11 protein-coding genes are annotated in these 15,940 nt (G+C 36.1%); 9 read left to right on the forward strand and 2 right to left on the reverse strand.

Annotated features, from left to right (window positions below):
- Window positions 1–71: 71 nt before the first annotated feature.
- The 9 genes from MS2017_RS01550 (at window position 72) to MS2017_RS11860 (ending at window position 13,440) form a co-directional block, all read left to right on the forward strand.
- Window positions 72–1,673, forward strand: coding sequence for a hypothetical protein (locus MS2017_RS01550; protein ID WP_122951034.1), 1,602 nt, complete (start codon window positions 72–74; stop codon window positions 1,671–1,673).
- Window positions 1,674–1,703: 30 nt separating this feature from the next.
- Window positions 1,704–3,764 (forward strand): hypothetical protein, encoded by a 2,061-nt coding sequence (locus MS2017_RS01555; RefSeq protein ID WP_122951035.1) that lies wholly within the window; start codon window positions 1,704–1,706, stop codon window positions 3,762–3,764.
- Between the two features lie 101 nt (window positions 3,765–3,865).
- Window positions 3,866–5,449 (forward strand): hypothetical protein, encoded by a 1,584-nt coding sequence (locus MS2017_RS01560; RefSeq protein ID WP_122951032.1) that lies wholly within the window; start codon window positions 3,866–3,868, stop codon window positions 5,447–5,449.
- Between the two features lie 30 nt (window positions 5,450–5,479).
- Complete coding sequence (locus tag MS2017_RS01565; protein WP_122951036.1) at window positions 5,480–7,516, forward strand: hypothetical protein; 2,037 nt, start codon at window positions 5,480–5,482, stop codon at window positions 7,514–7,516.
- A gap of 504 nt (window positions 7,517–8,020) precedes the next feature.
- Window positions 8,021–9,523, forward strand: a complete 1,503-nt coding sequence (locus MS2017_RS01570) for a hypothetical protein (protein ID WP_122951037.1) — start codon at window positions 8,021–8,023, stop codon at window positions 9,521–9,523.
- A gap of 25 nt (window positions 9,524–9,548) precedes the next feature.
- Window positions 9,549–11,213 carry a cell envelope integrity TolA family protein gene (locus tag MS2017_RS01575; protein ID WP_122951038.1) on the forward strand — a complete coding sequence of 555 codons (1,665 nt, stop codon included), beginning with the start codon at window positions 9,549–9,551 and terminating at the stop codon, window positions 11,211–11,213.
- A gap of 151 nt (window positions 11,214–11,364) precedes the next feature.
- Window positions 11,365–12,039 (forward strand): alanyl-tRNA editing protein, encoded by a 675-nt coding sequence (locus tag MS2017_RS01580; protein WP_122951039.1) that lies wholly within the window; start codon window positions 11,365–11,367, stop codon window positions 12,037–12,039.
- Window positions 12,040–12,082: 43 nt separating this feature from the next.
- Window positions 12,083–13,087 (forward strand): IS5 family transposase, encoded by a 1,005-nt coding sequence (locus MS2017_RS01585; RefSeq protein WP_122951040.1) that lies wholly within the window; start codon window positions 12,083–12,085, stop codon window positions 13,085–13,087.
- 152 nt (window positions 13,088–13,239) lie between these two features.
- A complete protein-coding gene (locus MS2017_RS11860) occupies window positions 13,240–13,440 on the forward strand; it encodes a hypothetical protein (RefSeq protein WP_122951041.1) in 201 nt (66 codons plus the stop codon).
- Between the two features lie 81 nt (window positions 13,441–13,521).
- On the opposite strand, the gene MS2017_RS01595 is transcribed toward MS2017_RS11860, so the two are convergent.
- On the reverse strand, window positions 13,522–14,379 hold the full coding sequence (locus tag MS2017_RS01595; RefSeq protein ID WP_071564647.1) for a DNA adenine methylase: 858 nt from the start codon (window positions 14,377–14,379) through the stop codon (window positions 13,522–13,524).
- Between the two features lie 3 nt (window positions 14,380–14,382).
- Window positions 14,383–15,939, reverse strand: a complete 1,557-nt coding sequence (locus tag MS2017_RS01600; protein ID WP_071564648.1) for an AAA family ATPase — start codon at window positions 15,937–15,939, stop codon at window positions 14,383–14,385.
- Between the last annotated feature and the right edge of the window lies 1 nt (window position 15,940).

Consider the following 15,940-nt stretch of genomic DNA (forward strand, 5'->3'; position numbering starts at 1 on the left):
TCTTAATTGAGGCTTTTGGGTGTAAGCAGGAATATAGATTTAATCAATTTTTAAACTAGGAAAGAAGTAACATGAAAAATTTAACAAGAGCAATATTTTTACCACTGATAGCACTAACGATGTTCGGATGTTCAGATGATAATCCCTCAAAGAATCCTACCAACACTACCACTAACACTACCACCACCGATAGCACTACTGGTACTATCACTGATGTCGCATCACAAGCAGAACGGCTTGCGTTAACAAAAAGAAACGAAGCAGTATTAGCAAACACAACAGCACGAACAAAATACCAAGAGGTAAAGCAATTTGCTGTTAACGCTCAAAATGCAACAACCGTAAACGATGCAGAAAACGCTAAAAACTCTGCCAATGTAGCCTTAGAAGCAGTGTTAGTCGCTAAAAACAAAACTCATCAAGCCGCAGTAGAATCTCGTAACGCAGCCAATGAAGCCAACACAGACAACGCTAGAGCCTTTGCCGATGAAGCAGAAACTGTTGACACAGGTGCACTTGGATCAACTCATTACCACAACGAAGCTGAGAAAGAAGCAAAAAAAGCAGAAGATGCTTGGACTGCCCTTAATGGCAACAACAATGACAATGACAATGACAACGGCAGTGGCAATGACAACGGTAACGGCGGCGGCAGTGGCAATGACAACGGTAACGGTAACGGTAACGGCGGTGGCAGTGGCAATGACAACGGTAACGGCGGCGGCAATGACGATACTACTGGACTAACTCAAGCACAAATAGACGCAGCAGACGCCCATGTCGATGAAGCAAAAAAGCAAGCAGGACTAGCAACACTATCATTAGTGCCTTTAAGCATTGCAGCTAACAATGCAACTACTGCAGCAACTGTGGCTTTACAATTCTTTAATAGTCAAGATTGGGATGTAGTCGCCACAGAATACGCTAAAACAGTAAATGCTTACACCGATGCCATTAGAAAAGCACAGAAAATTAAGTCAGCATATGATGCAGCGGTCGTTGCTCACAATTCAGCACAGAGAATTAGACCCAATGAAACCAATGCTCAAGATTATGTGCAATCCGCCAATAGTTCTAATGACTCAGCAATAGAGTATCAAAAGAATGCATTTGATGCTAAAGAGTCCACTAAAATATTATTTGACAGATTGCCAACAGAGCGAAGAGTAATGGCACAAAAGGCAGAAGAGAGAATAGACTACGACGCCAATAAAGCAGCAGGATGGGCACTTATACCCACAGACAAAGGCGTAAAAATAACGCAATTGTTATTTGGATTGTTCAATCGCCCAGGAGTACCATCACCTATCACTTATGTAGAAAACGATAACTGCGCATCGGTAAATGCAGAAAATGCAGCACACCCTAGAGCAGAATTTGGCATTCAACAAATAACAGATGAATTTAACAAAAAAGATTGTGGCTATATCTCTGTACACTTCACAGACGCACAATTACAAGCAACAAAAGACATTGACTTATTTGCTAGTAACGATATAAACACGCAAGTAATCACTATTCTTAGTTCAGGCGTTGCTGGTGGTATCAATACCGATACTGTAAGCACGCCAGATAAGTGTCAATCAGAATTCCTCCTATACTCAGGATGGAAACACTATATCACCAGCAAAAATGATGAGTTCCCAGCAACTTATAATTGCGAAAATAACTAAAACTTAAAGTAAAGATAACAGGAAAATATTATGAAAGAATTTATGAAAAAAACACTACTTGCTGTAGTGCTAATGGCATCGCTAATGCCGGTTGTATCCAATGCGTTTCAATTTTCGGATTTTGCAAAATTTCCAGTAAAGGTAGAACTCACTTCAGTATGGACATGGTACAACGCCGAAACAAATACGATTAGATTTGGCGCCAATACGGAGCATGGAATAAAAAACCCTAAAACCAGCAAGGGAAGTGGATGGGATCATGATGTCCATCAATACAGTAAACTTATGAAGCTTTATGGGCAGTATATTACAGTAGATGGGTGGCTAGACGATGCGGGAATAAAATTAACATTTGAATACAAAAATCTCCCACCTTCGCCGAATATAACTATGTCTTGGGGTGATCTTTATCACACATTTTATGACAGTTTCCGCCTTTACAATGAAAAACTACTCGATATAACAACAGATGATAATGCTGAAATATGGTGGCATGCTTTGGATTTCCCCAAGAGTCCCAATTCAGAAATAACTGGTGCAAAACTACACTATACAGGAGCAAGTGGAATAAAGTTACAATTAGACTTCTCACACTCGCTATACGGAGACCCAACTCTGTTTTCCAATGCACATGATTATGACCGTGATGCCTTTACTCTTAATGACAATAATGATTTCTTTAAAGTAACCATAGGTAACAATAGAAAAACATTATGGTTCTCGCATAACAACATACCAAGTGCCACAACCCTTAAAGCAAACCTTTCAAAATTGAAAGAAAGCCTAAAAAAATATTATGCTAATTATGATGGCAAAATAAGTTCCGATGCACAAACACAGTTTGACAACTTGTCACTCCCACTGTATGACGGCAACGCAAGTACAATGAAAAACATTAGCGCATCTGATGAAGACAATGTAGTGAAGATTGATATTGAATTTGATAGGATTTTAAGTTGGAAAAATGAAGTTGCCACAACTGCACAATTGAATGAACTACTTAAAGTAGATGGTTTATATGTAAGCGCCAGTGTGATTATGACTGATTTAAACGCTGGAAATAAGAATCTCCGAATAACCTATCGAGGGAATGTAGAGCGCTCTACAATGACTATAGATTTAGGAGATTTAAGAGCCAGTTTAAGTAAAATATTTACCAATTTCTACCCACATGTGTCCAGTCATCTTCAAACTCAAATTGATACACTGGATTTACCTAGACTTAAACCTTCTACAATGCAAAGCATTCAGGCCAGCACTTCCCTTTCGGGAAATAGCAAAAGCGGAACACTTGACATGACTTTCGATAAAGATTTAGTTTGGAGTGCTGGCTTTGATTATGGGATGGGTTGTAGTTTGACCGATAATGCTTGTCAAGTTGTTAAGGTAAATGGAGGATATGTTAATATCACTTTAAGTTCCAGCCAAAACGATGATCGCAAGAAACTTGCTCTCATCTATACAATCATGACAGAAGATTCAACCGTAACAGTAAATCTAGCAGACTTAAAAGCCTATTTAAGCAAGGTACTCTATAACTTTAGTGGAGACCTTACTGATGCGGCAAAAGCACAGTTTGACAGTTTAGAATTTCCAAAATCCTTTGAGTTGCAGATGCAGGAAAAATCTATAAAAGCAGAAAGGGATACTGAAATACATACTCAAACTGCCCATACTGCCAAAGAAACCACAAAGTCAGCCACGACTGTTGCCGATGGTTTTGCGGCGAAAAATGACGCCATTGAGGCCGCAAATAAGGCAGAAGAATCCGCAAATGATGTTAGTGAAACAGACACTACCAGAAAACAGTCAGCAAATGCGAACGCACAACTGGCAAAAGAACATGCAGAGGCCGCTAAAGTTGCCTTTAAAGAACTGTATGAGTCAAAGGCAATACAAGGAAACTGGAAGACCCCTGTGATAAAAGGCTTAGGCTACTCAACAGACATTTATAGCTACGAAGGCAAAACTAACAACAAAGGTATGTATAGATGTCAAAGTGGTGAAATGGTTACATTTTCGCTTGGATATATAAAAATTGCAAAAGTTACTTGTCCACCAGCAGTCACACTTGTGAGTGTGCCTGAGTAGTTAACTTGTTGTAATTAACATCCTTAAGCCTCTTAATTGAGGCTTTTGGGTGTAAGCAGGAATATAGATTTAATCAATTTTTAAACTAGGAAAGAAGTAACATGAAAAATTTAACAAGAGCAATATTTTTACCACTGATAGCACTAACGATGTTCGGATGTTCAGATGATAATCCCTCAAAGAATCCTACCAACACTACCACTAACACTACCACCACCGATAGCACTACTGGTACTATCACTGATGTCGCATCACAAGCAGAACGGCTTGCGTTAACAAAAAGAAACGAAGCAGTATTAGCAAACACAACAGCACGAACAAAATACCAAGAGGTAAAGCAATTTGCTGTTAACGCTCAAAATGCAACAACCGTAAACGATGCAGAAAACGCTAAAAACTCTGCCAATGTAGCCTTAGAAGCAGTGTTAGTCGCTAAAAACAAAACTCATCAAGCCGCAGTAGAATCTCGTAACGCAGCCAATGAAGCCAACACAGACAACGCTAGAGCCTTTGCCGATGAAGCAGAAACTGTTGACACAGGTGCACTTGGATCAACTCATTACCACAACGAAGCTGAGAAAGAAGCAAAAAAAGCAGAAGATGCTTGGACTGCCCTTAATGGCAACAACAATGACAACGGCAGTGGCAATGACAACGGTAACGGCGGCGGCAGTGGCAATGACAACGGTAACGGTAACGGCGGTGGCAGTGGCAATGACAATGGTAACGGCGGCGGCAATGACGATACTACTGGACTAACTCAAGCACAAATAGACGCAGCAGACGCCCATGTCGATGAAGCAAAAAAGCAAGCAGGACTAGCAACACTATCATTAGTGCCTTTAAGCATTGCAGCTAACAATGCAACTACTGCAGCAACTGTGGCTTTACAATTCTTTAATAGTCAAGATTGGGATGTAGTCGCCACAGAATACGCTAAAACAGTAAATGCTTACACCGATGCCATTAGAAAAGCACAGAAAATTAAGTCAGCATATGATGCAGCGGTCGTTGCTCACAATTCAGCACAGAGAATTAGACCCAATGAAACCAATGCTCAAGATTATGTGCAATCCGCCAATAGTTCTAATGACTCAGCAATAGAGTATCAAAAGAATGCATTTGATGCTAAAGAGTCCACTAAAATATTATTTGACAGATTGCCAACAGAGCGAAGAGTAATGGCACAAAAGGCAGAAGAGAGAATAGACTACGACGCCAATAAAGCAGCAGGATGGGCACTTATACCCACAGACAAAGGCGTAAAAATAACGCAATTGTTATTTGGATTGTTCAATCGCCCAGGAGTACCATCACCTATCACTTATGTAGAAAACGATAACTGCGCATCGGTAAATGCAGAAAATGCAGCACACCCTAGAGCAGAATTTGGCATTCAACAAATAACAGATGAATTTAACAAAAAAGATTGTGGCTATATCTCTGTACACTTCACAGACGCACAATTACAAGCAACAAAAGACATTGACTTATTTGCTAGTAACGATATAAACACGCAAGTAATCACTATTCTTAGTTCAGGCGTTGCTGGTGGTATCAATACCGATACTGTAAGCACGCCAGATAAGTGTCAATCAGAATTCCTCCTATACTCAGGATGGAAACACTATATCACCAGCAAAAATGATGAGTTCCCAGCAACTTATAATTGCGAAAATAACTAAAACTTAAAGTAAAGATAACAGGAAAATATTATGAAAGAATTTATGAAAAAAACACTACTTGCTGTAGTGCTAATGGCATCGCTAATGCCGGTTGTATCCAATGCAGCAGATGCAGATGTAGATGTCGCTGGAATTAGTGCAGTATATAACGCCGAAACAAACAGTATAAAGCTTATTGCTGACATGGAATACCAATTAAAAAATCCTAAAATCGAAGGAGAAAGTGGATGGGAATATAAAGTCCATCAATACAGCGGACTTATGAGAGTTCATGGGCATTATGTCACAGTAGATGGACAATTATCTCACGCTGGAAAAAGAGTAACATTCGAATATAAAAATCTTCCACCCACGCCAACTGTAACCATTTCTTGGTATAACCTTTATCTCACAATGCTTGAGGGATTCCGTCTTTATGATGGGCGCACATTCGAGATACATCAAGATGGTAATTCTGAACCACAATGGAATAACTTGGCTTTACCTAGTAATCCTACTGCAGAAATAATTTCTGCAAAATTACACCATGTAGGAGCAAGTGGAATGAAGTTACAATTAAACTTCTCACATGAATTATATGGAGATCCAACTCTAGATGCCGATGCATATAAATATGAGCGTGATGCCTTTACTTTTAATAGTAATAAGGATTTCTTTAAGGCAACCCTAGAAGACAATAGAAAAACATTATGGCTTTCGCATGAAAATATACCAGGTGACGCAACTCTCGAAATGAGCATTCCAGAACTGAAAAAAAGCTTAAAAAAATATTATGCTAACTATGATGGCAAAATAGAACGAAAGACAGAAATACTTCTAGAGCAAATGCAGCTCCCCGTGTTTGACAACAATACCAGCAGAATGAAAAACATTACTGCATCAAGTGAAGGCAATCTAGTAAAGATTGACATTGAATTTGACAGAGTTTTAAATTGGAAAAATGCAGTTTCCACAACTATACAACTAGATAAACTATTTAAGTTAAATGATGTGTATGTAGATGCCACTATGGTCATGTCTGATTTAGGAGCTGGAAATAAGCATGTTCAGATAACCTATGAAGGGAATGTGGAGCGTTCTATAATGACTATAGATTTAGGCAGTTTAAGATCTGGTTTGACTAAAGTATTTACTAATTTTTATTCACATATATCTAGCCATATTCAGAGCCAAATTGATACACTGGATTTACCTAAGCGTAAACCTTCTACAATAGGAAGTATTCAGGCTGATATATTCCCTTCAGGAAACAGAAGGTACGGAGTGATTAACATGACTTTCGATGAAGATTTAGTTTGGCAAGAGGGGTATGGCTATGATTCAAGTTGTAGTTTAGATGGTAACGCTTGTCAAGTTGTTAAGGTAAATGAAGAATATGTTAATGTTACTTCAAGTACCAATCAAGAAGGCGATCGCAAGAAGCTTATTTTGACCTATACAATCATGACAGCAGATTCAACCGTAACAGTAAATCTAATAGACTTAAAAGCCTATTTAAGCAAGGTACTCTATAACTTTAGTGGAGACCTTACTGATGCGGCAAAAGCACAGTTTGACAGTTTAGAATTTCCAAAATCCTTTGAGTTGCAGATGCAGGAAAAATCTATAAAAGCAGAAAGGGATACTGAAACACATACTCAAACTGCCCATACTGCCAAAGAAACCACAAAGTCAGCCACGACTGTTGCCGATGGTTTTGCAGCGAAAAATGACGCCATTGAAGCCGCAAATAAGGCAGAAGAATCCGCAAATGATGTTAGTGAAACAGACACTACCAGAAAACAGTCAGCAAATGCGAACGCACAACTGGCAAAAGAACATGCAGAGGCCGCTAAAGTTGCCTTTAAAGAACTGTATGAGTCAAAGGCAATACAAGGAAACTGGAAGACCCCTGTGATAAAAGGCTTAGGCTATTCAACAGACATTTATAGCTACGAAGGCAAAACTAACAACAAAGGTATGTATAGATGTCAAAGTGGTGAAATGGTTACATTTTCGCTTGGATATATAAAAATTGCAAAAGTTACTTGTCCACCAGCAGTCACACTTGTGAGTGTGCCTGAGTAGTTAACTTGTTGTAATTAACATCCTGAAGCCTCTTCATTGAGGCTTTTGGGTGTAAGCAGGAATAGACTTTAATGTAATGAAGGTGGTTTTAATTATGAGAGTCATTATCAGTGAGACTTTTATCAATATTTTCCACTTTAATACTCTTTTTACCACACTGTGTGAGAATATATAAGAGTATGATATAAAGAAATAAAGATGAGAGGCAAGAGACTAAAAAACTATAAAAAGGTATGTGTTCCCCTTGGAAATGCTTCTTTGCAGAAGGTTTAACAATATACATGATTTTAATAAACGGCAAGCGTATTCAAAACTTCTTAATAAAGATAAGGAAATACTTTTGACATTATGGTAAAAAAACACTATAAACTAAAGTGAGATTGCCGTATTATTTAGTGTATTGAGGGAGCGGTATTAATATATCTGACAAATTATCTTTAGAAGCCAAATATCTGGCCTCTAATATAATAACTTTAACAAAAGGAAACAAAATAAGGAAATAAAATGAAAAAATCAACAAAAACAATATTTTTATCTGTAATGGCATTAACGATGTTTGGGTGTGGGGATAATAGTTCTCCAAAGAAGACCGAAACAAACTCCATTCTTGAGTCTACTGAAGAAGCATCATCAGCAGAACAACTTGCATTACTAAAAAGGAATGAGACGATAATGGAAAATTCAAAAGCACGAATAGGATATCAACAAATAAAAGAATTCGCTATTATTGCCCAGAATGCAACAGTTGAAGATGACGCAGAAAGTGTTATGATTGATGTTAATATAGCCTTGGGAATGGTGTTAATTGCTAAAAACAAAGCCCATCAGTCCGCAGTAGAATCTCGTAACGCAGCCGATGAGGCCAATACAGACAATTCCAGAATTTTTGCCGATGAAGCAGAAGATTTTGATGTAGGTGAGTTTGGAGCAACTCATTACTACAATGAGAGCAGAAAAGAAGCAAAAAAAACAGAGGATGCTTGGCTTGTCCTTAAGGAAAAAAATAGGGAACCGACAACGCCACCTGATGATACAACGCCACCTGATGATACAAAGACACCCCCTGATCCAGCGCCAGCTCCTAAACCAGCACACACTGCTGCAGATGCTCATGTGGAGAGAGCAAAAAATCGAGCAGAATTTGCAACCTCCTTATTGTTTCCCTTAAATATGGAATCTAATCGTGTAGCGACTGCAGCGACTGCGACTGCACGGTTCTTTCGTGATAAGAACTGGGATAAGGTTACTGAGAAGTACAATGAAGTAGTAAATATTTATAATATGGTTGTTGATTTGGCAGATAGAGTCAAGTCGGCGTATGAGGAAACGATTGTTGCTAATAATTTGGCGAATGATATTAGGCCAAATGAAGCTAACGCTGAAGATCATGTTGAATCCGCTAAAGGTGCTAATGACTCAGCATTAGGGTATAAGAGTAGTGCCTTTAACTCTAAAGTAGCTGCTAAACTAGTATTTAATAAACTATCAGTAGAGCGAAGAATAGCAGCACAAAAGACACAAGATAGAAAAGCATACAATACTCTCAAGATATCAGGATGGACACATATACCAACAAATAAAGGAGTAAAAGTAACGCAATTGTTGTTTGGGTTGTTCAATCGCCCAGGGACTCCATCGGCTATTATATATCCAGAAAACGATAATTGCGCATCAGTAAATGCTGAAAATGCAGCGCACCCTAGAACAGAGTTCGGTATACAACACATAACAGATGAATTTAACAAAAAGGATTGTGGTTATATAACTGCGCATTTAACAGAAGCGCAATTTCAAGCAACAGAAAATATGGACTTATTTTCTAGTAACGATGTAAATGCACAAGTAATCACCATCCTCAGTGCAGGCGTTAGTGGCGGTATTGATGCCGATACTGTAAGTACGCCAGATAAGTGTGAATCAGAATTCCTTGTATATTCAGGATGGATGCACTATATCACCAGCAAAAATGATGAGTTTCCAGCAACTTATAATTGCGAAAATAACTAAAATTAAATACAATTAGGAAAATATTATGAAAAAATTTATAACAAGAACGCTACTTTCTGTAGCACTAATGACATCATTGATACTAATATCCAATGTAGCGCATGCAGCTGTTTCAGAGATAACTGGTGTGAAGTTGAATTATATAGGTGCAAATGGATTAGAGTTTCAATTCAGCTTTTCGGAACCATTAGAGGGAGATTCAACTCAGCATGAATATAACAAGGGCGCTTTTACTTTTAATGCAATCAGTGATTTCTTTGAAATAACCTTGGGAGATGACAAGAAAACATTGTCGTATTCATATTCTTCTATGCCAGATAATGTAACTGTAGCAGCAGACCTCTCACTAATTAAAGAAGATCTAAAGTTTTATTCTAACTATCAAGGCGGAATAAGTGATGAAGCAAAAATACAATTTGATAACTTATTTTTGCCAGTAAATAACATATCAGTAAGTACAATGAAAAGCATTACGGTATCTGCAAAGAAGGGTTCAGATCAGAAAATTAAAGAAATAAGGTTTGATATTGCACTTAATAAAATTTTAACTTGGAGAGAGTTAGGTAAGGACAATTCACAATTGCATAAGCTAGTTAAAATGGGCGGAACATATGTAACTGTTAATGTCAGCATGTCTGATTTAAATTCTGGAAATAAGAACCTTAAAATAATCTATGTAGGGAATGTAGAAAGTGCGACAATGACTATGGATTTAGGAGATTTAAGGCACAGCCTGACTCAAGTATTTTCTAATTTTTATCCTTTTACATTTAATGGCTTTCGAGATCAATTTGATGCATTGGCATTACCCATTCTTAAACTTTCCACAATGGAGAGCATTCAGTCTAGTACTTTCACTTCAGCAGGTATCAAGTATGAAAAACTTAGCATGACTTTCAACGAGGATTTAATTTGGAAAGAGGGTTATGGTTATGATATGAACTGTAGTTCGAGCAATTGCCAAGTTGTTAAGGCAGATGGAGTGTATATTGATGTTGCTTTAAGCACCGATCAAGTGGATGATAAAAAGAAGCTTATCTTGACCTATTCCATAGAAAACTCTCCAACTATAACAATGAGTTTAGTAGACTTAAAGGCTTATTTGAGAAAAACACTATATAGCTTTAAGGGCGGACTTACTGATGCAGTAAAAGCACAGTATGATTCCTTAGAACTTTCAAAGTCAGCTGCATTACAGGAACAAGAGAAGTCTATACAAGCAGAAAAGGATGCCAAAGTGCATGCTCAAGCCGCTCATGAGGCTAGTGAAATTGCAAAGGCAGCAATTACTATTGCCATTAGTTTTGAAGCGAAGAATAATGCAATTGAAGCAGCAAATAAAACACAAGCATCCGCAGATGATGTTAGTGCAACGGATATTGATAGAAAAAAGTCAGCAACTGACAATGCGAAGCAAGCAAAAGAAGATGCAGAGTCCGCCAAACTTGCTTTTGATACTCTATACGAGGCAAAGGCAATAAAAGGTTATTGGAGGTTTCCCGTGATAAAAGATTTAAACTATGTGACTGACAAGTATAATTATGTAGGAAAAACTGACGATAAAGGCATGTACAAGTGTCAAAACAGTGAAGTAGTTAGTTTTTCAGTTGGACACATAGAAGTTGCAACAATTTCTTGCCCTGGTTTTGGAAGGTTAGCGCGGACAATCACACTTTTTAATATGCCTTAGTAGCATAAACTTGTCGTAAGAAACACCCCTAAGCCTCTTAATTGAGGCTTTTGGGTGTAAGCAAGAATAATTTTTAATATAAATTTTTTTTGTATAGAGAGCTTTCACTATATGATAATGGCGATTCATATATGAACTAAGGAAGCGCTCAATGCAAAAAATAAGTATACAATCAACAGAAAAAATATACTATCAAAATATGCTACTAAGTAGTTGCTCTGCAAAAATTATTGATATTGGAGAAAGTTTCATTGTTACTGATAGAACCATCGCTTTTCCAGAAGGCGGAGGTCAAGAAGGGGATAGAGGCGAAATCATATTTAATGACAATAGCAAGATAGCGTTTATTGATACTAAAAAACGCTATGGAACCCCAGTTTACCTTGATGATTTTCCAACTATAAATATTGACACTCAAATTTGCCATTTTGTCCCACCAGAAGATCAATCAAAATTAAGTGCAATATCAATTGGAGATTCAGTAACTATAAAAATTAATATCAATAGGAGAGAAAAACTAACCATTAGCCACACTGCATCGCATTTATTATATTTGGGGGTTGCCCAATTCAGGCCAGATGCGGTAGAGAATATCATAGGATGCCATATAAAAGAAGAAGGGGCGCGATTCGATTTTTCAATAACTGAAAAATTTGATCAAGATTTGATACAAAAAGTTACTTTATTTGCAAATGAAATGGCAAAGGACAACCTTCCAATAAAGTTATATCCACATGAAAAAAATCCAGACGAAGACCCCTGCATTAAACTAAAAAACCCAACAAAAAATCACAAATCAACCCTCAAAACCTTATGCAAACATTAGCATTTATGATAAAATACTATAATTATCAGACACTTACAAAAAAATGCGAGTTAAAACCACTCAAGAACAAACCTTTGCTGATAGTTTTATCAACATACCAAACTCCCAACTAGACATCATTAACAAAGTTATCGATTGGGAAGTTATAGCCAAAGATCTGTCTCATATTAAAGTTGACTATTCTGCTGTTAGTCTGTTTAAAGCGCTATTAATAGGCACATGGCACAATCTCTCTGATGAGAAGTTGGCTGATAGTCTTAGTAGAGATTTAGTCTTTATTAACTTTTGCAACTTTAGCCTAAGTGGCAACAAACCTGATGCTACAACCATTGGCAGATTTAGAACCAAACTAATCAAACAAAATCTATTTGATAGACTTTTGAGTAGCATCAATCTTATGCTTGAGAACAATCAACTCAAACTCTCTAATGGCAAACATGTTGCCATGGATGCAACCTTAATTCAAAGTGCTAGACGCACTAAGAAGATTATTACAACACACAAAACTGGTGAGGTTTATGAGATTGATAGTAACCCAATTCAATATTCAGATGATAAAGATGCAAGATGGACATTTAAGGCGGGAAAATACACTTATGGATATTCATCAGTAGTAACAACTGATGCCAATGGATTAATTAACAAAGCCACTACGCACCCTGCTAATGATAGTGAAATGACTCATTTTGAAGAAAATGTTAAACAGGCAGGCAATCAAAAAGGCGTAAGAGTTTTATACGACAAAGGAGCAGCCTCTCAAGCTAATAGTGAAGCACTTAAGGCACAAAAGTTAAGAGATGGTATTATGCGCAAAAAACCCAAAGGCAAGCAAATGAGTCATTGGCATAAATTACGCAATAAAGCAATCAGCAAAAGAAGGTTTGTGGTTGAACGCACCTTTGGTACGCTCAAACGCACTTATGGTTTGGCAAGAAGTCGTTATATTGGTTTAGAGAAAGTTGCCAGCGAAGTTAATCTTAAAGCTATTGCTTATAATCTAGTTAGAGCGGCGAATGTTTATATTAACAAGGGATTAAATACAACCTAGGGATTATTGTGTCTTTTTTGTGGAAACAGTACAAAAAAGAGTAAAAAATGAGCGATTTATAGTTGATATTGATGATTTTTTTAATGAAAGCTGGGTTTTATATATTTTTTGACTTTGAAAAGTCAAAAATTGAGGGTTTTGGGTTTTGATGGTTGGTTTTAGGGTGCTATGCAGGGGTCTTAGACGCTTGGTTTTGGGAATGCGATAACAAAAAGATTCCGTGCGGAGGAACGCATCTACAAGCAACTGGCGGGATAGGAAATATAATTGTAAAAAGAAAAAACATAGGAAAAGGCAAGGATAGAATAATGTGCACATTCCCTGATGCATCAATGAATTTAGGGGTAATGTAAAAAATCACCACTTCGTGATTTAATAAATATTTTTGTGATAAGGAAGTTAGTGTTACAAAAAATGGACTTTATCGAAAAATATTAGGTGTTGATATTGAGCGTATTTGGCACCAACAAATTGTCACTAAAAAATAATATCTCTTTCCCTTCTCTTGCTCTATATGCAGAATGGTTAAAAGAATATTTTTTTGTTAATTTTTTTGAAACCCACTTATAGATTTTTTCTATTTCTGGAGTATTGTCATAGGAAATAATCCAATTAATATTTCTAATTTCTTTTATTGCCTCTGAAACCTCTTTATGTTGGTCGTCTTTGTAGTGATTCATATATAAAGAAGAGCCCTTTAGATAATACGGAGGGTCAAAATAAAAAATAGTTTTATTGTTGTTTGATTCTTTTTGTATTTTTTTAATTAATTTAAGTGCATCAAGATTATATAAGTCAATCTGCTTCTTATATTTTGCAATCAATTTGATCCTTCTAATCAAATCTTTTTTATTGAAACGACAATTTATTTTATATTTTCCTTTTTGCTCTATTCCGCCAATAACACCTGCGTTTATAATTCCAGAAATATTTGTCCTGTTAAGAAAAAAGGTAGCAAACCCTAATTCCAAAAGCTTTGCTTTAGATTTATTTTTTTGAGTTTTTTTTGCTTTTTGCCAATTTTCAATATTGATTTCCGTATTTTCAATTAAATAACAAAGTTTTTTTGTATTTTTTAATACTGAGTGCCAAAAAGCATAGATGGAGCGATCAAAATCATTTATTGTAATTTTTTCTACCTTCTGTTCTATGAGTAAATGGAGTGCAACAGCAGAGCCTCCTGCATATGGCTCTACATAATGACTATTAATATTATTATCAACACAAATCTTTGCAATAAATTTTGATAATTTATTTTTGCCTCCAGGGTATCTTAACGGTGAATAAAACATAATCTAAAACTTATTAAATAAATTATCAAAATTTAAAAGAAAATCATCAACAAGAACTTGGTTTTGTTTTTTCCATGGGTTTAATATTTTGCTTGCGTTTCTTCCCCATAATTTAACATGTGAATTAAACCATTCTTTCGCTTTCTCTCTACCTTTATAGCCTTGTATTTCTTTATTTGAAATATTCATAAAACAATATTGCTTAGTAAATGTTCTGTCTATTTTTTGCCATAATTCATCAGATTCAGATAAATTGTTGAGAAAGTTAGAAATTATTTGCTCAGGTGAGCTTTGTGTAGGGAGTAATAAAATATTTTTAATTCTATTAATTCTATTTGGTTTTTCTATATCACCATCTAATATAATAATTGAATTTGGAAAAGTAAATGATGGCACTTTTGATGAAGCGAGCTGTATTAAATTACAACAGCCAAGTTTTACCTCAGTATGAAAATTTAAATATTTTGTGCGACCAGTGCCTAACAATGATTTTGCGAAAATAGCACCCTCAGGGTCTTCTGTAAAAACATCAATTTTTTTAATTTTTGTAGCCCCTGTTAAAGAGACATTTAGGTGGGCTTCTATAAATTTATAATCAATATTATTTTCAACAATTACTTTTTGGTCTTCTTTTCTTAAATATGCTAATTTTATTTGACTTTTTCTATGCACATCTTCTTGGTATCTTGATGCTTTTTTTAATAAAGTTAAAGAATGTGTTGTAAATATAATTTGAATATCAAAATCAGATGCGAATTTATTCAAAGCATCCAATAGTTTTATTTGAGAGCCAGGATAAAAAGTCGTATCAATTTCATCTATGGCTAAAATTCCTCCTTTATAATCGTTCTCATATTTTTCTTTTAAACGCTTAAAAGAAAGTATTGCAAGCAGTATTTTCCCTACATTGTCTTGTCCTGCTGAATTTGATTGCCAATCGTAATAAGGGGTATTTGCTCCTAGTGTTTGTTTATCTACACTCGATAGAGATGTTGGGCTAATTTTTTCATCTCCAAGAATAAGTATTTTATTGTGCCACTCTTTATAAAAATCTTTTTCATCGTCTGCGAGTCCCAAGGATTTATTTTCACTTAGTTTATTATCTTCCCCTATTGGTAATAACCTTTTTAAACTAAGGTAAATAACTGGTAATTGAACAAATCCAGAGCCTTTACTTTTGTCGGGTTTACCAGTTTTTTCGTTTACTTTCCATATGCGAATTTCACCTTTTTTCTTTCCGCCTCTATCTATACTTCCAGCAGTATAATCAGACTTATCATCAAAAAATAGTGTCCATTTATGATCACCTACCTTGTCAAACTTTTTTGAAATCTTAAATTTATCAGAAAAAGCCGATTTAAAATTACCACCAGACAGAGGCTGTTCACTATAAATAGGATTATTTTCATCTGTAATCGTAAATGGCTGGGTTAATAAGCCTAATAAAGTTGTTTTTTGAGTTCCATTTTGCCCTGCAATGACGGTTAAGTGAGAACCTAATGTAAATTCAACATTTTGAAAGCCTCTAAACTTTTCAATAAATATTTTTGTTATTTTCATA

The sequence above is a fragment of the Bathymodiolus thermophilus thioautotrophic gill symbiont genome (assembly GCF_003711265.1).
Taxonomy (GTDB): Bacteria; Pseudomonadota; Gammaproteobacteria; order PS1; family Pseudothioglobaceae; genus Thiodubiliella.

Bases quoted from the DNA above. Each gene is read 5' to 3' on its own strand.
- MS2017_RS01550 (WP_122951034.1), top strand. From the start codon at position 72: ATGAAAAATTTAACAAGAGCAATATTTTTACCACTGATAGCACTAACG.
- MS2017_RS01555 (WP_122951035.1), top strand. From the start codon at position 1,704: ATGAAAGAATTTATGAAAAAAACACTACTTGCTGTAGTGCTAATGGCA.
- MS2017_RS01560 (WP_122951032.1), top strand. From the start codon at position 3,866: ATGAAAAATTTAACAAGAGCAATATTTTTACCACTGATAGCACTAACG.
- MS2017_RS01565 (WP_122951036.1), top strand. From the start codon at position 5,480: ATGAAAGAATTTATGAAAAAAACACTACTTGCTGTAGTGCTAATGGCA.
- MS2017_RS01570 (WP_122951037.1), top strand. From the start codon at position 8,021: ATGAAAAAATCAACAAAAACAATATTTTTATCTGTAATGGCATTAACG.
- MS2017_RS01575 (WP_122951038.1), top strand. From the start codon at position 9,549: ATGAAAAAATTTATAACAAGAACGCTACTTTCTGTAGCACTAATGACA.
- MS2017_RS01580 (WP_122951039.1), top strand. From the start codon at position 11,365: ATGCAAAAAATAAGTATACAATCAACAGAAAAAATATACTATCAAAAT.
- MS2017_RS01585 (WP_122951040.1), top strand. From the start codon at position 12,083: ATGCGAGTTAAAACCACTCAAGAACAAACCTTTGCTGATAGTTTTATC.
- MS2017_RS01595 (WP_071564647.1), bottom strand. From the start codon at position 14,379: ATGTTTTATTCACCGTTAAGATACCCTGGAGGCAAAAATAAATTATCA.
- MS2017_RS01600 (WP_071564648.1), bottom strand. From the start codon at position 15,939: ATGAAAATAACAAAAATATTTATTGAAAAGTTTAGAGGCTTTCAAAAT.